Below are 20269 nucleotides of genomic sequence, written 5' to 3'. Positions count from 1 at the left end.
GAACTCTACTTGCGCCACCAACCGGTCCACCGCCTGCTCTCCGAAGAGAATTCGCGATCGGTGGAGACGAAGCGGAACGAATCCGCCCGCAGCCCTAGAAAACTCGCACCGCGCGTCATCTCGTCCATGTGATCGGAAAGATTTGCCAGCGGAATGCGGCTCAGGGTGTCGTGCAAATTCCCCGGCGCGGCGATCTGCCGTTGCGCCGCCCGCCGCAGGGCGATGCGCGCCTGTTGCTGGGAGTCGACCTCGGCCGCGCACTCGGGGCATTTCGCGAGATGCTCGGCGGCACGCAGATATGCGTTCATTCGGAGTTCGCCGTCGACGTAGGCGGCGATGGCCTCGCTCGCCAAGTGTTCGGTCGGAGCGAATCGATGCGGACGGCCGGTTGCGGCGTCCTCGCCACTCATACGTGCACTCACCCTTCCGACGGACGAACTGCTGGCGCTGGGCGCCGCTCACGGCGGCGTTGGATCACCCGACCTTCTCGTCAGCGGCGAACCGCTGCTGAGATCCATTATGCGCAAGGTACTCCCGCAGCGCCTGGCGTCCACGGTGGATCCGGCTGCGCACAGTGCCCAGTTTGACGCCGAGCGTAGCGCCGATCTCCTCGTAGGACAGCCCCTCGATATCGCACAGCACCACGGCGGCGCGGAATTCCGGAGCCAGCGAATCCAGCGCGGATTGCAGGTCGGGATCGAGGTTGGCGTCGTGGTAGACCTGCTCGGGGTCGGGACCCTCCGAGGGCACCCGGTCGTAATCGTCGGGCAGCGCCTCCATCCGGATCCGGTTGCGGCGGCGCACCATGTCCAGGAACAGGTTGGTCGTGATGCGGTGCAGCCAGCCCTCGAAGGTGCCGGGCTGGTAGTTGGACAGCGAGCGGAAGACCCGGATGAACGTCTCCTGGGTCAGGTCCTCGGCGTCCTGCGGGTCACCGGTCAGGCGGTAGGCCAGCCGGTACACCCGGTCGGCGTGCTCGCGCACCAGTTCGTCCCAGGTGGGCATCATGGACCGGTCGCCGGTGGCGTCGAAGGCCGCGGTGCCGGTCAGCGGATCGATGTCGTCCTCGGCGGGGGGCGCCGGGGCGTCGTCGGGCAGCACGGCGTCGGACGGGACGGGGTTGCCGCTGTCCGCCGCGGGCAGTAGGTATTCGGCCGAGTCTGCGGTGTTCGGCAGGCTCGACGGGGGAAGAGTGGCGTGCTCACGCGCCGCATCGACCATGTGGATGGGATTACCTCCTACTCGGGACCGTGCTCGGCGCTGCGACGGTGAGGTTCCCCCCATCCTGTCGCGTGCCGGGTATAACCGAAGACGGGTGTCAGGTTGTTCCCGGGCGCCGCCCACGGTCGGTCGGCCTTTGCGTGGTACCAACTCTGTCGAATCCCGATGTGCCGGTGGTGTGGGGAGGCTGAGGGACACCTGAGAAAAATCGCGGGTCGCGCGCCGTCCCACCGCCTCGTAGGTCGCGACGTTCGGCGGGGTTCGCCGTTAGCCTCATACCTGTGAGCCTCATACCCGCGGCAGCGACCGCGCAGCGCAACCTCGCCTACGTGGAGGAATCCGTCGCCGAGGACGAGATTCTGCTGGCCGCGCGCGAGCGGGCCACCGAATTGGGGGCGCTGCCGGTACCGCCCTCGGTGGGCGCGCTGCTGAGTATGTACGCCCAGATGCTGGGGGCGCGGGCGGTGGTCGAGGTGGGCACCGGCGCCGGGATCAGCGGGCTGTGGCTGCTCGACGGTATGCGCGAGGACGGCACGCTCACCACCATCGACTCCGAGCCCGAACATCAGCGGGCCGCGCGCGACGCCTTCCGCACCGCCGACATCCCGCCCGCGCGGACCCGGCTGATCAACGGCCGCGCCCTGGATGTGCTGCCGCGTCTCGCCGACGGCGCCTACGACCTGGTCTTCGTCGATGCCGCACCGCTCGAGCACCCGCAGTACGTCGAGCAGGGGGTGCGGTTGTTACGCGAGGGCGGGGCGATCCTGCTGCACAACGCGCTGCTCGGCGGCCGGGTGCCTGATACCGCCCAGCGCGACCCGGCCACCCAGGCGGTGCGGGCGGCCACCCGCGCGGTCGCGGAGGATCCCGAACTCACCAGCGTGCTCATCCCCGTCGGCGACGGATTGCTCTGCGCCTCACGGGGTTAGCGGCCCCGGATCCACTGGTTGGTCGGATCATCCGATCATTTTTCTGCGGTTCTGACCTGCGTAGATGACGATCGAAAATCGTTGCGCGGGAAGTCTTGCGTGACGATTGAACGAGTGTTTAGTATATTGAACATGTGTTTAAGGGAACAGCCGTACCGGAAGGATCCGCCTCGGATCTGAGCACTCGCGCCCGCATCCGGGACGCCGCCATCGCCGTCTTCGGCGAGGAGGGGTTCGGGGTCGGTGTTCGGGCGATCGCGAAGGCCGCGGGTGTGTCCCCGGGGCTCGTCAACCACCATTTCGGTTCCAAGGACGGGCTGCGGGAAGCGTGCGACGAACACGTCCGCTCGATCATTCGGGCGGCGAAGACGGAGTACGTACAACACCCCACGCCGAACGCGACGTGGCAGGCGCTCTCGGAAATCGAGGAATACGCGCCCCACATCGCCTATCTGATGCGCAGCTTTCAGGCCGGAGGGCCGCTCATGGCCACGATGTTCGAGCAGATGGTCGCCGATGTCGAGTCCTATCTCGTCGTCGGGATCGAGGCCGGGACCCTGCGCGCACCACTCGACCTGAAGGCGACGGCTCGCTTTCTGGCGGTGAACAACGGCGGTGGGTTCTTCTTCTTCCTGCAGCTGTACGCCGCCAGACACGACGGCAAGCTCGACTACCGAAAAGCGCTGCGCGAGTACGCCGACCAGATGATGCTGCCGGCGGTCGAAGTCAATACACATGGTCTTTTCGCCGATTCGTCGCTGCTGGACACCCTGCTCGCCGATCGGTGAACCCACTCGTCTCTCGAGGAGATTCGATGTCATCGGCAATCGTCGTCCGGGATCTGCACAAGCATTTCGGACAGGTACACGCACTCGACGGGCTCGACCTGGAGGTCGCCGAGGGCGAGGTACACGGCTTCCTCGGCCCCAACGGCGCGGGCAAGTCCACCACCATTCGCATTCTGCTGGGCATCCTGACCCGCACCTCCGGCGAGGCGCAGGTGCTGGGGCGGGACCCGTGGGTCGACGCGGTCGGCCTGCATCACGAGATCGCCTATGTCCCAGGCGATGTCACGCTCTGGCCGTCGCTGTCCGGCGGCGAGACCATCGACCTGCTGGCCCGGATGCGCGGTGGCCTGGACCCCGATCGCCGCGCCGAGCTGATCGATCGGTTCGAGCTGGATCCGCGCAAGAAGGCCCGCACCTACTCCAAGGGCAATCGGCAGAAGGTCGCCCTGGTGTCGGCATTCTCCTCGAACGCCAACCTGCTGATGCTCGACGAGCCCACCTCGGGCCTGGATCCGTTGATGGAGCAGGTCTTCCGGGAATGCGTCCGGGAGGCCACCGAGCGCGGGGTGACCGTGCTGCTGTCCAGCCACATTCTGTCGGAGGTGGAAATGCTCTGCGAGCGGGTCACCATCATCCGCTCCGGGCGGACGGTGGAGAGCGGCAGCCTCGCCGAGCTGCGGCACCTCAGCCGCACCTCGATCACCGCCGAAATGCTCGGCGACCCAGGCGATCTCGGCAGCATGCCGGGAGTCGACGATGTCAGCATCGAGGAACACACCCTGCGCTGCCAGGTGGACAGTGAACATCTGGGCGAGCTGATCCGAGTACTCGGCGACGCGGGCGTGCGCAGCCTGGTCAGTCAGCCGCCGACGCTGGAAGAGTTGTTCCTGCGGCACTATTCGCTCGACGGCGATGAACCGGCCGCAACCGGTTCGGCAGCCCACCGGTACGCGGAGGCAACGAAATGACCACTGCCACCGTCTCCCGCCCGCAGTACGGATTCGCCGAATCCGACCGTGGCGCTTCGGATTTCACCGGCACGATGCAACTGCTGCGGCTGTATCTGCGGCGCGACCGGATCGTGCTGCCGCTGTGGGTGATCCTGCTGTCGCTGCCGCTGGGCAGCACGTACATCAAGAGCACCGAATCGGTGTACTCCACGCCGGAGCAACTGGCCGGCTTCGCCCGCACGATCCTGTCCAGCCCGGCGCAGCTGGCCATGTACGGCCCGATCTACAACACCACCTCCACGGCGGCGGCCGGGTTGTGGAAGGCCGGAATGTTCTTCACCCTCATCGGGATCGCGACGATTCTCACGGTCATCCGGCACACCCGCGCCGAGGAGGAGACCGGCCGCGGTGAGCTGCTGGCCTCCACTCAGGTCGGGCGGTATGCCAGCCTGACCGCCGCGCTGATCGTGGCCTGCGGCGGTGCGATCGCCGCCGGGCTGATCGCGACCGTCAGCATCATGGGCGCCGGGGTCGAGGGCGCCGGCGCGCTGGCGTTCGGTCTGGCGCTGGCGGGGTCGGGCCTGGTGTTCGCCGCCGTCGCCGCGGTGACCGCGCAGCTCAGTGCCAATGCCCGCACCACGCGCGGCCTCGCCTTCGTGGTGCTGGCCGTGACCTACACGCTGCGGGCCATCGGTGATGCCCGCGCCGGTGCCGGGCCGACCGGTCCGCTGGTCTGGCTGTCGCCGCAGGGCTGGTCGATCCAGGTGCGGGCGCTCGCGGGCAACCACTGGCCGATCCTGCTGCTGCACGTGGCGACCACGGCCGTGCTGATCGTGGTGGCGTATGTGCTGCTGCAGCGGCGCGATCTCGGTGCCGGGCTGATCGCCGAGCGGCTCGGGGCGCCGGCCGCCGGGCCCGGACTGGCCGGTCCGTTCGGTCTGGCGTGGCGGTTGCAGCGCGGCACGCTGCTGGCGTGGACCATTGGTCTGGCGCTGTACGGGCTGGTCATCGGCAGCGTGGTGCACGGTATCGGTGACGAGCTGGGCACCAGCGACGCGGTCAACGACATCATCGGGCGGTTGGGCGGCAGCGCCGCCCTGGAGGACGCGTTCCTCACGACCGGCTACACCATGCTCGGCATGGCGGCGTCCGCGTACTCCATCTCGGCGGCGCTGCGGCTGCATTCGGAGGAAACCGCGCAGCACACCGAGACTGTGCTCACCGGGGCCGTCGCCCGGACCCGCTGGGCCGCATCGCATGTGGTGTACGCCCTGCTCGGACCGGTTGTGGTGCTGGTGGTTTCGGGCCTGTTCGGCGGCCTGACCTACGGCGCCGCGGCAGGGGACATCGGCGGGAAGCTGCCGCGGGTGCTGGGTGTGGCGCTGGTGCAGATCCCGGCGGTCTGGCTGTTCGTGGGCGCCGCGGTGCTGCTGTTCGGGCTGCTGCCGCGCTGGGCGCCGGTGGCGTGGGGAGTGTTCACCGCCGGTGTGGCGCTGTTCTTCCTCGGCTCCATCTCCGGTATGCCGCAATGGATTCTGGATCTCACGCCCTACAGTCACCTGCCCAAGTTGCCGGGCGCCGAATTCACCGCGACTCCGGTGGTGATCCTGCTGGTGCTCGCGGCGGCGCTGCTCACGACGGGCCTCGTCGCCTTCCGGCGCCGCGACCTGCGCTGAACTACCTTTTCCCCGAACGCCTCTCGGTACGCCGAGGGGCGTTCGGTGTGTCCGGTATCGATTGCGATCGAGACGAGCAGCGTCCGTCGAGGGGGGTGCACGCGCTCGCGAACACATCGGGCGGCACGTGGTGCACACTGGATTGACGCGCCGCGGACCGGGCATACCCGGGATGAACGCCTTCCGGGCGGCCGCCGGTTGCCCTGGCGCGCAGCCGGTTACGTGCACGGCGGGAGGTGATGCGCGGATGGCCGAGGAGTTCGCGCATCTGCTCGAGCACTACCTGCCCCGCGGCTGGCTGCTTCCGGCGGCCGTCATCTTCGGGCTCGTGGTGGTCGTCGCGGTGGTGGTGCTGTTGATCGTGAGTGACAGCGACTTCGACGACCAGCACTCACCGGTCACGACGACACCGGGCACCTGCGCGCCCTTCTGCACCGCGACGACCGGCGTACCCGCACCACCACCCTGATCGGCACGCGAGTACATGGGGTGCGCGGCGGCCGTGGTCGCCGATATGATTGAGGGAGCAAGTGTTTCGCTACCGGTGGAGGCGTGGGTGGTTTTCCAACGCGCAGTGCTGATCGAAGTCGCGCCACGCAGTTGGCTGGTGCTGGCCGTGGTGATGCTGGGCTTCTTCATCTTCGTCGCCCTGCTGGTGCTGCTGCTGGTCACCGGGAGCGATTACAACGATCCGGCCAAACAACCGCCGATCACCCACGGCCCGTGCGATCCGTTCTGCACGGCCACTCCGGTGCCCGCCGCCCCGCGCTGAGCACGGCCGGTGCGGTTAAACCCACACGCCCTTGCCGACGGTCACCACGCCACCGTTGCTGACCGCGAACCGTTCCCGATCGCGTTCCAGGTCGACTCCGATGATCTCGCCCTCGCCGACCATCACGTTCTTGTCCAGGATCGCGCGCCGCACCACCGCGCCGCGGCCGACCCGTACGCCCGGCATCAGCACACTGCCCTCCACGGTCGCGCCGTCCTCGACGAACACGTTCGACGACAGCACCGAATTGCGCACCGTGGCCGCCGACAGGATGCTGCCCGCCCCGACGATCAATTCCTGTGCCAACCCGCCCTGCGCGAACTTGGCCGGCGGCAGGTTCTCCGCGGCGCCCCGGATCGGCCAGTGCCTGTTGTAGAGATTGAAGATCGGGTGCACCGACACCAGATCCATGTGCGCGTCGTAGAACGCGTCGATGGTCCCCACGTCGCGCCAGTAGCCGCGGTCGCGGTCGGTGGACCCGGGCACGTCGTTGCGCGCGAAGTCGTACACGCCCGCCTCGCCCTCGCCGACCAGGGTCGGGATGATGTCGCCGCCCATGTCGTGGTCGGAATCGGCGTTGTCGGCGTCGGCGCGGATGGCGTCCACCAGGGCCTTGGTGCTGAACACGTAGTTGCCCATCGACGCGAAGGTGACGTTCGGGTCGTCGGGGGTGCCCGGCGGATGCACCGGCTTCTCCAGGAACTGGGTGATCCGGCCGGACTCGTCGGAGTCGATGCAGCCGAACGCCCCGGCCTCGCTGCGCGGCACTCGGATCCCGGCGACCGTTACGCCCGCGCCGGTGTCGATGTGGTGGGCCACCATCTGCTCGGGATCCATCCGGTACACGTGGTCGGCGCCGAACACCACGATGTAGTCCGGGTCCTCGTCGTAGATGAGATTGAGCGACTGCATGATCGCGTCCGCGCTGCCGGTGTACCAGCGCGGACCCAGGCGCTGCTGGGCCGGGACCGGGGTGATGTATTCACCGCCGAACCCCGACAGCCGCCAGGTCTGTGAGATGTGCCGGTCCAGCGAGTGCGACTTGTACTGGGTGAGCACGCACAGCCGCAGAAAACCGGCGTTGACGAGGTTGGACAGGACGAAGTCGATGAGCCGGTACGCGCCCCCGAACGGGACCGCTGGTTTGGCGCGGTCCTTGGTGAGCGGGAAGAGTCGCTTGCCCTCACCGCCGGCGAGCACGATCCCGAGTACGTGCGGCTGGCTCCTCACAGGGCCCAACTTACCGCCGCCGGGTCTGTGGAGTGGTCAGCACGCAGGTGAACGATTAGGTTGGACCGGTGAGTTTCGGCCCGGAGGGCGGACGCGAGCCGACCGAATCGCGGGAGCGGAATCGGTTGCGGGTCGCGATGCTGACTCGTGAGTATCCGCCGGAGGTGTACGGCGGGGCGGGGGTGCACGTCACCCACCTGGTACCGCGGTTGCGGCGGTTGAGCGAGGTGACCGTGCACTGCATGGGTGTGTCGCGCGCGGACGCCGTGGTGCACCAGCCCGATCCGATGCTGTACGCGGCCAATTCGGCGCTGCAGATGATGTCGGCGCAACTGCGCATGGCCGATGCCGTCGGCGGCGTGGACGTGGTGCACTCGCATACCTGGTACACCGGGCTGGCCGGGCACCTGGCCGCCACGCTGTACGGCATTCCGCATGTGCTGACCGCGCATTCGCTCGAGCCGCGGCGGCCGTGGAAGGCCGAGCAGCTGGGCGGCGGCTACCGCTTGTCGTCGTGGTCGGAGCGCAACGCGATGGAGTACGCCGACGCGGTCATCGCGGTGAGCGCGGGCATGCGCCGCGACGTGCTGGACGCCTATCCGACCATCGATCCCGAGCGGGTTCACGTGGTGCACAACGGGATCGACGCGCAGGCGTGGTGTCCCGGTGGTCCGATCGATGGCGCCCGCGACGTGCTGGCCGAACTCGGCGTGCGCACGGACGCGCCGATCGCCGCGTTCGTCGGGCGCATCACCCGGCAGAAGGGCGTGTCGCATCTGCTGGCCGCCGCCCGCCGATTCGATCCGGACATCCAGTTGGTGCTGTGTGCGGGCGCGCCCGACACGCCGCAGCTGGAGGCCGAGGTGTCGGCGGCGGTGGCCGAGCTGGCCCGCCGCCGCGGCGGAGTGTTCTGGGTGCGGGAGATGCTGCCCACCGAGCAGGTGCGCCAGATCCTCGCCGCGGCGACGGTATTCGTGTGCCCGTCGGTATACGAGCCGCTCGGCATCGTGAACCTGGAAGCCATGGCCTGCGGCACCGCCGTGGTCGCCTCGGACGTCGGCGGCATCCCGGAGGTCGTCGCCGACGGCGCCACCGGCCGACTGGTCCACTACGACAGCGACACCCCCGAAGAATTCGAGTCCCACCTAGCCCGCGCGGTCAACGCAATAGCCGGCGACCCCCTATCCGCCAACGCCCTCGGCACCGCCGGCCGAGCCCGAGCCATAGCCGAATTCGACTGGTCCCAGGTAGCCGAACGCACAGTCCACCTCTACGACAAAATCCGCAAGGCCTGACTGTCCCCCGAGGGCGCGCGAGTCGCCACTATTCCCCGACCGTACGCGCCCTGGCGCGTACGGTCGGGGGCATGGACCGCGCTGCTGTGGATGCCTGGGTGGAACGGTACGAGTGGGCCTGGCGGACGCCGGGCACCGCGCAGTTGGGGGAGTTGTTCGCGCCCGGCGCGAGCTATCTCCCGTCGCCCTGGGCGGCGCCCATCACCGACGCGACGGAGCTGGCGCGGTTCTGGGAGCGCGCCCGCGACGGGGCGGACGAGCCGTTCACCATGACCTCGGCGGTGGTGGCCCTCGACGGCGACACCGCGGTCGTCCGCGTAGAGGTCGAGTACGCCCGGGCCGATCCCGCACGCTGGCGTGATCTGTGGGTGCTGCGCTTCGCGGACGACGGCCGCTGCACCTGGTTCGAGGAGTGGCCGTTCGCGCCCGAGCAGGCCGACGGGCATTAGTGCGGGCGGTAGGTGGACACCGTCACCGAGACGGTCACCTCGACCGTCTCCGGCAGCGCCGCGATCCGGTCGGCGCGCTGCGCGGCGGCATGATGCGCGGAGGGCCCCATGCCGACGACATTCGTGACATCGGCGTGGCCGAGCCGCATCGAATACTCCACGACCCGCTCGGCGAGCCGGTCGAAGCGGCCGGACAGGGTCGCGGCGAGGCGCTCGTCCTTGGCCGCGTCCACGCCCACCATGCCCAGCGGCACGATCAGTTCGGACAGATGCCGGGAGGTCGGCGTCACCACGACGAATATCCCGCCGGGCGCCAGCACCCGGGCCACCTCGTCCGGATTACGCGGTGCGAACACCGACAGCACCCGGCTCAGCGCACCGTCGCGCACCGGCAGCCCACGCCAGGCATCGGCCAGCACCGAGGCGGCGCGTGGGTGCGCACGGGCGGCGCGCCGGGCCGCGAACTTCGACACGTCCAGTGCGATCCCGTGTGCGCCGGGCGCGGCATCCAGCGCCGCGGCCAGGTAGTAGCCGGTTCCCGCGCCGACCTCGAGAATCGAATGCACCGGGGACCCGGTGGTGAGTGCCGCCGCCGCGGCGTCGGCGATCGGAGTGAAATGCCGGGCGCGCTGGAAAGCGGCCCGCGCGTCCAGCATGTCGGCGGTATCGCCCGTCATCTTGGTCGACGCGCCGGTCAGCAGGCTGACATACCCCTGACGGGCGAGATCGAAGGCATGGCTGCGGGCACAGAACAGCGAGCGGTCGCGCACGGTCATGCCCGCTCCGCATTCGGGGCAGGCCAGTAACCGCGCGATCGCGGCGAGCGGCGTGTCGGTGTCCGCCCGCGCCGGAGTCACCGGCATTGATCGAACGAGCGGTTAACTGGTGACTTCGGTGAGCTCTTTGCCGAGGGCCGCGGCCTCTTCCGGCGTGAGCTCGACGACCAGACGCCCGCCACCCTCGAGTGGAACCCGCATGACGATTCCACGCCCTTCCTTGGTTGCCTCGAGGGGACCGTCCCCGGTGCGGGGCTTCATGGCCGCCATCCTCTGCTCCCTCCAGATCCGCGCGGTCTGCTGCGCACTTTCTTGGAACTCGTGTTGTCACCAACAGGTAGCCCCCGTGCACGGCCACGCCGCGCCCGAGGGGCCACACCACGACTATTCTTCCTCATCACGGAACTGGGCGGGTACCTGAGTTCGAAAACCGACCGCCGTGGCGCGTGTTCAACCGCGCACCTCGACCCAGCAATCGGCCAGATGATCGTTCACCATTCCGGTCGCCTGCATCATCGCGTAAGCCGTCGTCGGACCCACGAAACGGAATCCGCGGCGCTTGAGTTCCTTTGCGAGAGCAACCGATTCGGGTGTGACCGCGGGCACGTCGGAGAGTCGGCGCGGGCGCGGGCGGGCCTCGGGCGCGAACGACCAGAGCAGTTCGTCCAGCCCCGGCGAGAGATCTTCGGCAACCTTGGCGTTGGCGATGCAGGCCTCGATCTTGGCGCGATTGCGCACTATGCCGGGATCGGACAGCAGGCGCTCGGCGTCGGCCGGGGTGAAACGGGCCACCCGGTCGATGGCGAAGCCCTCGAAGGCGGCCCGGAACGCCGGCCGCTTCCGCAGGATGGTGATCCACGACAACCCCGACTGGAAGGCCTCCAGGCACATCCGCTCGAACAGCGCGTCGTCACCGTGTAGCGGCTGTCCCCACTCCTCGTCGTGATAGTCCCGATAGAGCTGAGACGATTCCGCCCATCCGCACCGCACCTTGCCGTCGGACTCCACCTCGACCGATGCGGTACTCACCGCGGATCCCGCCGATCGGCCTGGTCGGTGCCCTGCTGCCCCGGCGGTTGTACCTGAGGCGACGGCCCACCGGACGCGTCGGGACCCTCCGGCCCGCCGCTCCCGCGAGCCAACCCCGGCACCGAGACCTGCCACGGCGGAGCCCCACCCGGCGCGGCAGCGGACGGGTCACCCCAGCCCTCCGCCTGCGCCGACTTCGGCTGCTCGGTACCGTGCGGTGCCGGGTTCGTGGTTGTGGGGTGGGGTGTGGTCGGCTCGGGGGCGGGGCGGTGGGTCGGCTGGGTGGAGGGTTCCCAGGCGGTGGGTGGGCTGGTGAAGGGGCTGGAGTAGGTGGTGATGTCGGTGTGGCCGTTGGGGGGTGCGGCTGCGGGCGGGGAGCCGAAGGCCCAGGACGTGGATGTCCGGTTCGGATGGATGGTTTGTTCGAAGGTGGGCGGTGCGGTGTACGAACCCGTGCGCGGGTGTGCGGCCGATCGGTCGCCGCGGGCCTCGGCCAGCTGGATCTCCAGCTCGTCGATGCGGGCGGCGAGCCGGGTGAGCGCCCAGTCCACCTCGCCGGCCTTGTAGCCGCGGAACACCTGCTGGAAGCGCAGCGCCCGCACATCGCCGCCACTGATGGCCGCGACCGGCAGCACAGTCGCCGTGGTGCCCTCGGGCAGCGGCCCCAGTTCCTCCCCGCGGCCGAACACGGCGCTCGCGACCAGGAACAGCAGCGCGGCCACCAGACCGACGATCAGCACGTACAACAGCAGCGTGAGCATACGGACGAGGATATGTGGCACCCGTGACAGGTTCGACGCCCCCGACGATGTTCGCCGAGCCCGAGCGCCGGTCCGCTTCCCCGAAACCGGACCGGCGCACGCGAATCACCAACCCCCGGTTCACCTTTCCCCGGTGCGGCGGAAGCAGTAGGCCGCCGCCGCGAGATATTGCCGGCAGCTGCCGCCGTGCCCGGCATGCACGGCGAGGATGAAACGGGCCCGGTCGTAGGTGAGGTCGACGGGCTCGTGGGCGCAGTCGCGGCTGTCCATCAGCCACCTGTCCCGGACGTCCGAGGGCGGTGCGTGCATCGTGGTACCTCCAGCAGGTGTGCGGGTGCACCCGGCGCCGCGAAAACCGTGGGTCTCAGGATCGCCGCCCTCGGTTTTGTCGTCGAATTGCGAAGGATTTATCGCATCGGCACCGGGTGCGCCTCTAACTTTCGCCGTATTCGGCCCATTACGAAATCGCGCAGCGTTGGCATTGGTGTTGGCTTACTGTTGGCACACGGGTGCGAAACAGGGAGTTAACAATGGTGTTGGGTCGTCCCTGGACCGGATTCGAGGCTGTCGCCTTGCAGGAGGCGACCCGGAAATCGGTGCGGGAGTTTGCCGCTCACCTCGGGGTGGAGATGACGACGGTGGCCAACTGGCGCTCCGGGCTGAGCGCGGTGACGCCGCGCCCACTCACCCAGGAGCTGCTGGACACGCTGCTCGTGCAGGTCGGCGCCGAAGTGCGCGAGCGGTTCGAACAGATTCTGGCCGAGGGTGAACAGGCCCTCGGCTCGCGCCGGATGCCCGCCCGCCGCGCCGCCGTGTCGCTGGGCGCGGCGTCCGCGGCCGGATCCGATGTGGCTCTGATGTCGCGGATCGACGATGCCCGGCTGGTGATCGACCGGACGCTCGCCGCCGGCACGGTCGGTCCGGCCATGGTGGAGCTGATGGAGGAGCGCGCCGCCGGGCGGATGCTCGCCTACACCCGCACCGCGCCGTCGGCGGTCTTGTCCACGGTGCTGCCGGATCTGCTGGAGGTGCAGTCGATTTCGACGCAGCGCCAGCCCGCGGCCATTCAGGCCAGACTGTCGGAGATCACCGCGGTGCTGGGCCTGCTGATCGCCGACGCGCTGATGAAGCTCGGCCAGATCGAGCGCGCCGACTACTGGTACGGCACCGCCCGCCTGGCCGCCGACGACACCGGCAATCGCAGGCTGCGGGCGCGGGTCCGCGCCCAGCACGCGATGCTGCCGTATTACTACGGCAGCCCCGAGCAGGCGGTACTGCTGGCTCGCGCGGCCCAGGCCCAACTCCCGGAGATCGCCGACGACGCGACCGCGCTGGCCGCGGCCGCGGAGGCGCGCGCTCTGGCCCGCCTCGGCGACGCCGACGGCGCCGAGCTGGCACTGAACCGAGCCCGCAGGCAGATCGACGAACTCGGCGCCGCCGTCACCGACGAGGCGTTCCGGTTCAGCGAAAAGCGTTTGCTGCTCTACCAATCCGGCACCCTGACGAATCTGGGCCGCACCGCCGCGGCCCGTCGGGTGCAGGAGCGGGGCCTGCAGCTGTACCGGAACAGTCCGGGCGTGGTGGTGGATCCGGCGCTGCTCGAACTCGACGCCGCGGTCTGCCACGCCCTCGACGGCGCGGTCGACGAGGCCTGCGCACTGGCCGTGCGGGTGCTCACCACACTCCCGCCGGAACACCGGACCACGATCGTGACGACCCGCGCGGCGGCCGTGGTCGAGGCGATTCCCGAGCCGGGCCGCGGCCGCCGGGTGGTCGACGAGTTGCGCCGGTTGGTGGCGGCCGGTCCGGGAGCCACGCCGTGACTACCGCGTCGGCGACCGGCCGCCGTCCCGCCGCCGAGTTCACCGCCCAGCGCACCCGCTGGATCCTCGAGAAGGCCTGCCACAGTAGCGGTTTCGATCCCACCGCGGCCGAGCTGCTGCGCCATCACACCAATGCCGTGTACCGGTTGGCGAACGAGCCGGTGGTGGTGAAGATCGACCGGCCGTGCGGTGCCGCGGCGCCGGTCGATGTGGTCGCGCTGGTGCGCTGGTTACGGCACCGGGACGTCCCGGCGGTGCCGCTCGCGGGCGTGGTGCAGCCCGTCGAGATCGACGGGTGCGCCGTCACGTTCTGGCGGTACCTGCCACAGCACCGCGACATCGTCGCCGCCGATCTGGCCGGACCGCTGGCGCGGCTGCACGGCCTGCGCACCCGACCCACGCAGTGGCTGCCGACCCGCCACCTCTCCGATACCTTCCACCGCATCGCCCGCGCCATCGACGCCAACACGATCCTGCCGCCCAGTGACCGCCGCCTGCTGCGCGCCGAGCGGAACCGGCTGGCCGCCCGGCACGACAAGATCGGCTACGCGCTGGCGCAAGGCCTCATCCACGGCGACGCGCACCATCGGAACACGTTGTGGGACAACACATCCGAGCGTGGCGTGCTGTGCGACTGGGAGAGCGTCGCGATCGGCCAGCCCGAATGGGATCTGGTGACCATCGAGGTGCACTGCCGCCGCTTCGCCCACCACCCCGGCGAATACGACGGCTTCTGCCGCGACTACGGCTTCGACATCCGCGACTGGTCCGGCTTCGCCTGGCTGCGCGACCTCCGCGAACTGCGCATGATCACCACCAACGCCTACAAGTCCGCCCCCGGCTCCGCCAGCGCCCGAGAAGTCTTGCGCCGCATCGACGGATTGCGCAACGGCGTCCCACTCACCTGGAACATCCTCTGACACCGGCGCGGTGCCGGCCGACGCCTACAGGTGGCGGGTGGTGTCGATGCCGAGGGACATGCCCGCCAGGCCGCGGCGGCGGACCGCGAGCTTGTCGGCGATGTCGTTGAGTACCTGGGCGGCGGCGTCGCCCGGGTTGCGCAGGACGATGGGGGTGCCCTCGTCGCCGGCCTCGCGCAGTTCCTGGGTGATCGGGATCTGGCCCAGCAGCGGCACATCGGCGCCGACCGCGCGGGAGAGCCGGTCGGCGACGGACTGGCCGCCACCGGAGCCGTACAGCTCCATCCGGGAGCCGTCGGGCAGATCCAGCCAGGACATGTTCTCCACCACCCCGGCGATGCGCTGCCGGGTCTGCAGGGCGATCGCGCCCGCCCGCTCGGCCACCTCGGCGGCGGCCGCCTGCGGGGTGGTGACGACCAGGATCTCGGCGTTCGGAACGAGCTGGGCGATCGAGATGGCGACATCGCCGGTGCCGGGGGGCAGATCCAGCAGCAGGACGTCGAGGTCGCCCCAGAACACGTCGGCGAGGAACTGCTGCAGCGCCCGGTGCAGCATCGGACCGCGCCACACCACGGGCGTGTTGCCCTGGGTGAACATCGCGATCGAGATGACCTTCACGTCGTGCGCGACCGGCGGCATGATCATCCGCTCCACCTGCGTGGGGCGCTGGTCGGTGCCGAGCATGCGCGGCACCGAGTGGCCGTAGATGTCGGCGTCGAGCACGCCCACCGAGAGCCCGCGCGCGGCCATGGCCGCCGCCAGGTTCACCGTCACGCTGGATTTTCCGACGCCGCCCTTACCGGAGGCCACCGCGTACACCCGGGTCAGCGAGCCGGGCTGGGCGAAGGGGATGACCGGTTCGGCCGAATCGCCGCGCAGCTTCTTGCGCAATTCGGTGCGCTGCTCGTCGTTCATCACGTCGAGATCGACCGAGACGCCGCCGACCCCGGGAACGTCGGCGACCGCCTTCGTCACCGATTCGGTCAGCGTGGTGCGCAAGGGGCAGGCCGCCGTCGTCAGGTAGATCTCGACGTGGACGCTGCTGTCGTCGCCGACCGCGACACTCTTCACCATGCCCAGCTCGGTGATCGGTTTGCGAATCTCCGGGTCGTTCACTTTCGCGAGGGCGCCCCGCACATCCGATTCCGTAACCACTGGCATGATGCCGAGTCTAGCTGCGGCTAGATCCGGGGCAGCTGCCCGGAGTGCGGCGCGACTCCGGTGCGGTAGGCGACCTCCCAGGCCATCACGTTGGCCACGTAGGCCATCGAGTTGTTGTAGCGCATGATGGCCCGCGATTGCTGGGACAGGTCGTTCATGTCCAGGCCGCGGTCGCACAGGTACTTGCCCGCGGTGAGGGCGGCGTCGAACAGGTCCTGCGGGTCGGAGATGCCGTCGCCGTCGCCGTCGGCCGCGTACTTGCGCCAGGTTTCGGGGAGGAACTGCATCGGCCCGACGGCGCGGGTGTACGACGACATGCCGCCGTCGAGTTCGCCGTCGGTCGCGTGCACGACCTGATTGCCGCCGAGGCTGCCGTCGAGCACCGGTCCGTAGATCGGGTCGAGCGGGTAGCCCTTGGCGTCGGCCTTGCCGTAGGCGTGGTGCGACTCCACCTGGCCGATGCCGGCCAGCAGCGACCACGGCATGTGGCAGTTCGGATTCTCCTGTGCCAGTAGGCGTTCGGCGTTCTGATACGCCGACTGCGCGATACCGGGCAGGCCCAGCGGCCCCGCCGGGAGTGCGGCCGGCGCTCGGCCGTCCGGCTGCGCAACGGTTTTCACGACCGGCGGTCCCGGATGCTTGGCGGCCCGCAGCAGGCCGTCGGTGTCCGGTACCACCGCCTCCGAGTCGGCGGCGTGCTCGGCGGAATCCGGATCCTGTTGCAGCGCAGACAAAGTCGCGTGCTCGGCGGTATTGACCTCCGCCGCCGACGCCGCGCTCACGGCGACGACCCCTGCGGGGACGAGTCCGGTCAGTGCGATAACGGATCCGCGGCCGACGTTTCTGACCGGCTGCTTGCGGTGACGTCCCACGGTGCGGTCGCCCTCCCATGCTCGCTGTGAGCTTTTCGTGACACAACGAGATCAGGTTACCGCATCCGAGACCTTTTCGTTACTGCTTCGTGACCGTCTTTCGGTTTCGGTGGCCGAACAGGGGTTAAGGCGCCGGGGCGGGCAGCGGGATCACGATGCCGAAGGGCAGGGTGATGCCCGGCGCGGGCGGCGGTACCGGAGCGGCCTGCGGCGCCGGGGCCTGCTCGGCCGGGGCGGGTTCCGGTGTGAGAGCGGGCTTTTCGGCCTGCGGCTGCTCGGGTGCGGCGGCCTCCGGCGCGGGCGGTGCGGGTTGCGGCGCGTCCGGCTGTCCGGGCGCCGGGGGACTCTGCGGCGTCACGCATCCCGCCGGGGCGTTCGGATCACGCGGCGCGGCACCGGGAACCGGCCCCTGGGCCTCGGCCGGTTTGCCCGGATCGCCCGGCGCCCACTGCTGCCGGGCCTCGTCGCCCGGCCGGATGGGCTCGGGCATCGGCGCCGGGATGGCCGTCGCGGGGTCGCAGGGCTTGGGCGGCGGTGGCGGGCAGAAGATTCCGCACGGGATCGGCGGCAGGCCCGGGATGTTGATCATCACCTGGGTCTGCTGCGGCTGCGTCTGCGGGCGGACCTGCACCTGGCTCGGCGGCTGGACCGTGGTGGCCGCCGTCTCCGGCGGCGGTGTGGGCTCGGCCGGGAACCTGTTGTTGACCGCGACCATGTCCGGCCCGCTCGGCGCCTGCATGGCGCCCGGCGGGACGAGATCGGGGGAGATGGTCACCTGCGTCGGCGCGCCACCGGTCTTGTAGGCGTTGGACCAGCTCAGCACGTTGGCGGCGTAGGAAAGCGAGTTGTTGTAGCGCAGCACCGACCGCAGTTCCTGCTGCGGGTCGCGCAGATCCAGCCCGCCCGAGCAGAGGTACTTGGCCGCGGCGAGCGTGGCGTCGAAGACGTTGTTCGGGTCCGCGACGCCGTCGCCGTTGCCGTCGGAGGAGTAGTGGGTCCAGGTGCCGGGCAGGAACTGCATGGGGCCGACGGCCCGCACGTAGCCGCCGTCGGAGGCCTTGATGACCTCGTTACCGGGCAGCGTGCCGTCCAGCGAGGGGCCGTAGATGGCCCCGATGGTGGTACCCGCCGCGTCGGTGTGCCCGTTGCGGGCGTGCCCCGACTCGATGCGGCCGATGCCGGCCAGCAGATGCCAGCTCAGCCCGCAGCCGGGCGAGGAGGACTGCATCGCCAACTCGGCATTGCGGTAGGCGGCGAGCACGATCTCCGGAATGCCCAGCGCCCCACCGCCCGGCAGGGCGATGTCGCGTAGCGGCACGGTACCGGCGAAGGGCGTGGTGGGCGTGGTCATCGCGCGCAGCTTGCGCGGCGGCTCGGGCGCGGCGGGCACCAGGCCGGCCGTTTGATCGGCCGTCGCGCTCTGCGGATCCGTGGCCGAGGTCGCGGCCGCGAGCTGCGCGTCCGGCGACCTGGGCGCGCTGGTGCGGACCGGCGTGTACGCCGTCGATCCCGACGCCATCAAACCCGCCACCACCAGCGCCGACACGGTAATCGGACCAGATATTCGCATCGGCACACCAATCCCCTCGTAGCCATTCGGTGACCGGCCCGCTACTGTCTGGGTCAGTCACTTCCCGCAACGTGATCCAGGTTACCCGGCGGTCAGCTCGTTGTTGTCGTTATTTGCGGTCAGTTGCCGTCAATTTGTGGCGAAATAGGTACTCGACCCCTCTTTCGATCGGTACTCTTCCGTGATTTGTCGGCCGGAACAGAATCTTCGTCGTTCCATGCGGAGTTCACCTCGAGGCGCGCCAGGGTGTCCTTGATGTCCTCGAGTTCCCGGCGCAGATAGTCCCTGGTCGCGACCTCGCCGACGGCGATCCGCAGCGCCGCCAGCTCCCGGGCCAGGAACTCGGTGTCGGCCTTGGTCTGCGCGGCGCGGGCGCGGTCCTCCTCGAGTGCGACCCGATCCCGGTTGTCCTGGCGGTTCTGCGCCAGCAGGATCAGCGGCGCGGCGTACGCGGCCTGCGTGGAGAAGGCCAGATTCAACAGGATGAACGGGTACGGGTCCCAGCGCAGCCGCACCGCGGAGACGTTGAGGATCACCCACACGATCACGATGAGGGTCTGCAGCACCAGATACCGCCCGGTGCCCAGAAACCGGGCGATCCGCTCGCTGGTACGGGCCAACGCCTCGGCATCGAAATCGAATCGGAACCGGTTCTCCACCGGTGTCTCCAGCCGGCCACGCGGCTTGTCGCTGCGCTCGGTCATGACCGCTCTCCTTCGATCGCCACCGTGCCCGCCGCGTGTTCCTCGTCCTGTTCGCGCCAGTCCTCGGGCAGCAGATGGTCCAGGACGTCGTCGACGGTGACCGCGCCCAGCAGATGGTTCTCCTCGTCCAGCACCGGTCCGCACACCAGGTTGTAGGTGGCGAAGTAGCGGGTCACCGCGTTGAGCGGGGTGTCAGAGCCCAGGCAGGCCAGGTCCTTGTCCACCAGGCCGCCGACCAAACTCGCGGGCGGTTCGCGCAGCAAGTGCTGGATGTGCACGCAGCCCAGGTAGCGGCCGGTCGGGGTGGAGGTGGGCGGGCGCACCACGAACACCATCGACGCCAGCGCCGGGGTCAGATTCGGATTTCGCACCCGGGCCAGCGCCTCGGCGACGGTCGCCGCGGGGGTCAGCACTACCGGCGCGGGCGTCATCAGGCCGCCCGCGGTGTAGGGGGAGTATTCGAGCAGGCGGCGCACCGGCTCGGATTCCTGCGGATCCATCAGCGCCAGCAGGGCTTCGGCCTCCCCGGTCGGCAGCTCGCCGAGCAGGTCGGCGGCGTCGTCGGGATCCATCGCCTCGATCACGTCGGCGGCGCGTTCCGCGCCGAGTTGCTTGACCACCTCGAGCTGGTCGGTCTCGGGCAGTTCCTGGACGACGTCGGCGAGCCGCTCGTCGTCGAGGGCGCGGGCCAGCTCGATCCGGCGCTTCTTCGGCAGCTCGCGCATCATGTGCGCGACGTCGGCCGCGCGCAGGCCCTCGTACTGCTCCAGCAGTGCGGTCACGCTCTGCCCCGGCAGGTTCAGCTCCTGCTGGGTCAGGCCGCGCACATCCGACCAGTCGACGACGTGCACCGTGCGGCGGCGGCCCAGGCGTCGGTGCCCGCGCACCGCCACCCGCGACACCAGCCAGTCGCGGGTGCGGGTCTGCTCGATGCCGAGATCGACCACGAACACGTCCACGTCCCGCACCTCCGGCCGATCCGGGTCGTCCACGCGCACCCGCGAGTCGAGAATCTGTGCCAGGGCTAGCATTTCGCTGGGACGTTGCTCGAATCGGCGCAGGCTCACGGTGCCGGTGTTGAGGTTCACCGAGCCGGGCTCGATCGCGGTCACCCGCAGCATCGGCACGAAAATCCGTCTCCGCGTAGGCAGTTCCACGGCCAGGCCCAGGACCCGGGGTTGCTGCCGGTCGTAGCGGATGGAGATCACCACATCGCGGACGCGGCCGATAGACTCCCCGTCCGGACCCAGCACCACCAGCCCCGCCAGCCGGGCGGCGAAAACCTTGGTAGCTGCCATAGTGCAAGGCTATGTGGTGCAGCGCCGGAAGCACGAACTCCAGGA

Annotated in this window: 23 protein-coding genes; 10 read left to right on the top strand and 13 right to left on the bottom strand. The window is 69.6% G+C overall.

Features of this window, described 5'->3' with window-relative positions; all coding sequences use genetic code 11:
* Window positions 1-5 precede the first annotated feature (5 nt).
* Both ACFMRZ_RS16110 and sigE read right to left on the bottom strand, forming a co-directional pair.
* A complete protein-coding gene (locus tag ACFMRZ_RS16110) occupies window positions 6-410 on the bottom strand; it encodes a zf-HC2 domain-containing protein (protein WP_280271460.1) in 405 nt (134 codons plus the stop codon).
* 64 nt (window positions 411-474) lie between these two features.
* On the bottom strand, window positions 475-1221 hold the full coding sequence (sigE, locus tag ACFMRZ_RS16105; protein ID WP_280271461.1) for an RNA polymerase sigma factor SigE: 747 nt from the start codon (window positions 1219-1221) through the stop codon (window positions 475-477).
* A gap of 290 nt (window positions 1222-1511) precedes the next feature.
* On the opposite strand from sigE, the gene ACFMRZ_RS16100 reads away from it, so the two are divergent.
* From ACFMRZ_RS16100 to ACFMRZ_RS16075, 6 genes are all read left to right on the top strand, one after another.
* Complete coding sequence (locus tag ACFMRZ_RS16100; protein ID WP_280271475.1) at window positions 1512-2150, top strand: O-methyltransferase; 639 nt, start codon at window positions 1512-1514, stop codon at window positions 2148-2150.
* A gap of 134 nt (window positions 2151-2284) precedes the next feature.
* The gene (locus ACFMRZ_RS16095) at window positions 2285-2938 is read left to right on the top strand and encodes a TetR family transcriptional regulator (protein WP_400179795.1); all 654 of its coding nucleotides are present in this window, start codon (window positions 2285-2287) and stop codon (window positions 2936-2938) included.
* Between the two features lie 26 nt (window positions 2939-2964).
* Window positions 2965-3906: an ATP-binding cassette domain-containing protein gene (locus ACFMRZ_RS16090; protein WP_400179794.1), complete on the top strand. Its 942-nt coding sequence runs from the start codon at window positions 2965-2967 to the stop codon at window positions 3904-3906.
* Window positions 3903-5564, top strand: a complete 1662-nt coding sequence (locus tag ACFMRZ_RS16085; RefSeq protein ID WP_400179793.1) for an ABC transporter permease — start codon at window positions 3903-3905, stop codon at window positions 5562-5564. The genes ACFMRZ_RS16090 and ACFMRZ_RS16085 overlap by 4 nt, the downstream gene beginning before the upstream one ends.
* A 247-nt stretch (window positions 5565-5811) precedes the next feature.
* Window positions 5812-6033, top strand: coding sequence for a hypothetical protein (locus tag ACFMRZ_RS16080; protein ID WP_400179792.1), 222 nt, complete (start codon window positions 5812-5814; stop codon window positions 6031-6033).
* Between the two features lie 87 nt (window positions 6034-6120).
* Window positions 6121-6336: a hypothetical protein gene (locus ACFMRZ_RS16075; protein WP_280271466.1), complete on the top strand. Its 216-nt coding sequence runs from the start codon at window positions 6121-6123 to the stop codon at window positions 6334-6336.
* Window positions 6337-6351: 15 nt separating this feature from the next.
* Here the strand turns inward: ACFMRZ_RS16075 and glgC are convergent, their stop codons facing one another.
* A complete protein-coding gene (gene glgC / locus ACFMRZ_RS16070) occupies window positions 6352-7566 on the bottom strand; it encodes a glucose-1-phosphate adenylyltransferase (RefSeq protein ID WP_400179791.1) in 1215 nt (404 codons plus the stop codon).
* 125 nt (window positions 7567-7691) lie between these two features.
* On the opposite strand from glgC, the gene glgA reads away from it, so the two are divergent.
* Window positions 7692-8861 carry a glycogen synthase gene (gene glgA / locus ACFMRZ_RS16065; protein WP_400182880.1) on the top strand — a complete coding sequence of 390 codons (1170 nt, stop codon included), beginning with the start codon at window positions 7692-7694 and terminating at the stop codon, window positions 8859-8861.
* 71 nt (window positions 8862-8932) lie between these two features.
* Window positions 8933-9310, top strand: coding sequence for a nuclear transport factor 2 family protein (locus ACFMRZ_RS16060; RefSeq protein ID WP_400179790.1), 378 nt, complete (start codon window positions 8933-8935; stop codon window positions 9308-9310).
* Here the strand turns inward: ACFMRZ_RS16060 and ACFMRZ_RS16055 are convergent.
* From ACFMRZ_RS16055 to ACFMRZ_RS16035, 5 genes are all read right to left on the bottom strand, one after another.
* Complete coding sequence (locus ACFMRZ_RS16055; protein WP_400179789.1) at window positions 9307-10173, bottom strand: putative RNA methyltransferase; 867 nt, start codon at window positions 10171-10173, stop codon at window positions 9307-9309. The genes ACFMRZ_RS16060 and ACFMRZ_RS16055 overlap by 4 nt on opposite strands.
* 15 nt (window positions 10174-10188) lie before the next feature.
* Window positions 10189-10356 carry a DUF3117 domain-containing protein gene (locus ACFMRZ_RS16050; protein WP_019929283.1) on the bottom strand — a complete coding sequence of 56 codons (168 nt, stop codon included), beginning with the start codon at window positions 10354-10356 and terminating at the stop codon, window positions 10189-10191.
* Between the two features lie 180 nt (window positions 10357-10536).
* Window positions 10537-11115: a DNA-3-methyladenine glycosylase I gene (locus ACFMRZ_RS16045; RefSeq protein ID WP_400179788.1), complete on the bottom strand. Its 579-nt coding sequence runs from the start codon at window positions 11113-11115 to the stop codon at window positions 10537-10539.
* A complete protein-coding gene (locus tag ACFMRZ_RS16040) occupies window positions 11112-11876 on the bottom strand; it encodes a DivIVA domain-containing protein (RefSeq protein WP_400179787.1) in 765 nt (254 codons plus the stop codon). Before ACFMRZ_RS16040 ends, ACFMRZ_RS16045 begins: the two co-directional genes overlap by 4 nt.
* Before the next feature lie 120 nt (window positions 11877-11996).
* Window positions 11997-12185: a hypothetical protein gene (locus ACFMRZ_RS16035; RefSeq protein WP_280271471.1), complete on the bottom strand. Its 189-nt coding sequence runs from the start codon at window positions 12183-12185 to the stop codon at window positions 11997-11999.
* Between the two features lie 221 nt (window positions 12186-12406).
* Here ACFMRZ_RS16035 and ACFMRZ_RS16030 point away from each other — a divergent pair, with 221 nt between their 5' ends.
* Together ACFMRZ_RS16030 and ACFMRZ_RS16025 are read left to right on the top strand one after the other, a co-directional pair.
* A complete protein-coding gene (locus tag ACFMRZ_RS16030) occupies window positions 12407-13699 on the top strand; it encodes a hypothetical protein (protein ID WP_280271472.1) in 1293 nt (430 codons plus the stop codon).
* Complete coding sequence (locus ACFMRZ_RS16025; RefSeq protein ID WP_280362782.1) at window positions 13696-14619, top strand: aminoglycoside phosphotransferase family protein; 924 nt, start codon at window positions 13696-13698, stop codon at window positions 14617-14619. The genes ACFMRZ_RS16030 and ACFMRZ_RS16025 overlap by 4 nt, the downstream gene beginning before the upstream one ends.
* A gap of 24 nt (window positions 14620-14643) precedes the next feature.
* Here ACFMRZ_RS16025 and ACFMRZ_RS16020 read toward each other — a convergent pair whose 3' ends face one another.
* The 5 genes from ACFMRZ_RS16020 to ACFMRZ_RS16000 all read right to left on the bottom strand — a co-directional run bounded on the left by ACFMRZ_RS16020 (window position 14644) and on the right by ACFMRZ_RS16000 (window position 20224).
* A complete protein-coding gene (locus ACFMRZ_RS16020) occupies window positions 14644-15780 on the bottom strand; it encodes an Mrp/NBP35 family ATP-binding protein (protein ID WP_280270845.1) in 1137 nt (378 codons plus the stop codon).
* 20 nt (window positions 15781-15800) lie between these two features.
* On the bottom strand, window positions 15801-16652 hold the full coding sequence (locus ACFMRZ_RS16015; RefSeq protein WP_400179786.1) for a lytic transglycosylase domain-containing protein: 852 nt from the start codon (window positions 16650-16652) through the stop codon (window positions 15801-15803).
* A 124-nt stretch (window positions 16653-16776) separates the two neighbouring features.
* Entirely contained in the window at window positions 16777-18222 is a 1446-nt protein-coding gene (locus ACFMRZ_RS16010; protein ID WP_400179785.1) for a lytic murein transglycosylase, read from the bottom strand.
* A 119-nt stretch (window positions 18223-18341) separates the two neighbouring features.
* Window positions 18342-18926: a DUF1003 domain-containing protein gene (locus tag ACFMRZ_RS16005; RefSeq protein ID WP_280270848.1), complete on the bottom strand. Its 585-nt coding sequence runs from the start codon at window positions 18924-18926 to the stop codon at window positions 18342-18344.
* Window positions 18923-20224, bottom strand: coding sequence for a magnesium transporter MgtE N-terminal domain-containing protein (locus ACFMRZ_RS16000; protein WP_280270849.1), 1302 nt, complete (start codon window positions 20222-20224; stop codon window positions 18923-18925). Before ACFMRZ_RS16000 ends, ACFMRZ_RS16005 begins: the two co-directional genes overlap by 4 nt.
* Window positions 20225-20269: the final 45 nt, after the last annotated feature.

The organism is Nocardia sp. N2S4-5, assembly GCF_044628355.1.
GTDB lineage: Bacteria > Actinomycetota > Actinomycetes > Mycobacteriales > Mycobacteriaceae > Nocardia > Nocardia wallacei_B.
The sequence above is the reverse complement of the archived record's forward strand: the minus strand, read 5'-3'. Positions and strand labels throughout refer to the sequence as shown.

Bases quoted from the DNA above. Each gene is read 5' to 3' on its own strand.
- ACFMRZ_RS16110 (WP_280271460.1), bottom strand. From the start codon at position 410: ATGAGTGGCGAGGACGCCGCAACCGGCCGTCCGCATCGATTCGCTCCG.
- sigE (WP_280271461.1), bottom strand. From the start codon at position 1,221: ATGGTCGATGCGGCGCGTGAGCACGCCACTCTTCCCCCGTCGAGCCTG.
- ACFMRZ_RS16090 (WP_400179794.1), top strand. From the start codon at position 2,965: ATGTCATCGGCAATCGTCGTCCGGGATCTGCACAAGCATTTCGGACAG.
- ACFMRZ_RS16085 (WP_400179793.1), top strand. From the start codon at position 3,903: ATGACCACTGCCACCGTCTCCCGCCCGCAGTACGGATTCGCCGAATCC.
- ACFMRZ_RS16080 (WP_400179792.1), top strand. From the start codon at position 5,812: ATGGCCGAGGAGTTCGCGCATCTGCTCGAGCACTACCTGCCCCGCGGC.
- ACFMRZ_RS16060 (WP_400179790.1), top strand. From the start codon at position 8,933: ATGGACCGCGCTGCTGTGGATGCCTGGGTGGAACGGTACGAGTGGGCC.
- ACFMRZ_RS16055 (WP_400179789.1), bottom strand. From the start codon at position 10,173: ATGCCGGTGACTCCGGCGCGGGCGGACACCGACACGCCGCTCGCCGCG.
- ACFMRZ_RS16050 (WP_019929283.1), bottom strand. From the start codon at position 10,356: ATGGCGGCCATGAAGCCCCGCACCGGGGACGGTCCCCTCGAGGCAACC.
- ACFMRZ_RS16040 (WP_400179787.1), bottom strand. From the start codon at position 11,876: ATGCTCACGCTGCTGTTGTACGTGCTGATCGTCGGTCTGGTGGCCGCG.
- ACFMRZ_RS16035 (WP_280271471.1), bottom strand. From the start codon at position 12,185: ATGCACGCACCGCCCTCGGACGTCCGGGACAGGTGGCTGATGGACAGC.
- ACFMRZ_RS16030 (WP_280271472.1), top strand. From the start codon at position 12,407: ATGGTGTTGGGTCGTCCCTGGACCGGATTCGAGGCTGTCGCCTTGCAG.
- ACFMRZ_RS16020 (WP_280270845.1), bottom strand. From the start codon at position 15,780: ATGCCAGTGGTTACGGAATCGGATGTGCGGGGCGCCCTCGCGAAAGTG.
- ACFMRZ_RS16010 (WP_400179785.1), bottom strand. From the start codon at position 18,222: ATGCGAATATCTGGTCCGATTACCGTGTCGGCGCTGGTGGTGGCGGGT.
- ACFMRZ_RS16005 (WP_280270848.1), bottom strand. From the start codon at position 18,926: ATGACCGAGCGCAGCGACAAGCCGCGTGGCCGGCTGGAGACACCGGTG.
- ACFMRZ_RS16000 (WP_280270849.1), bottom strand. From the start codon at position 20,224: ATGGCAGCTACCAAGGTTTTCGCCGCCCGGCTGGCGGGGCTGGTGGTG.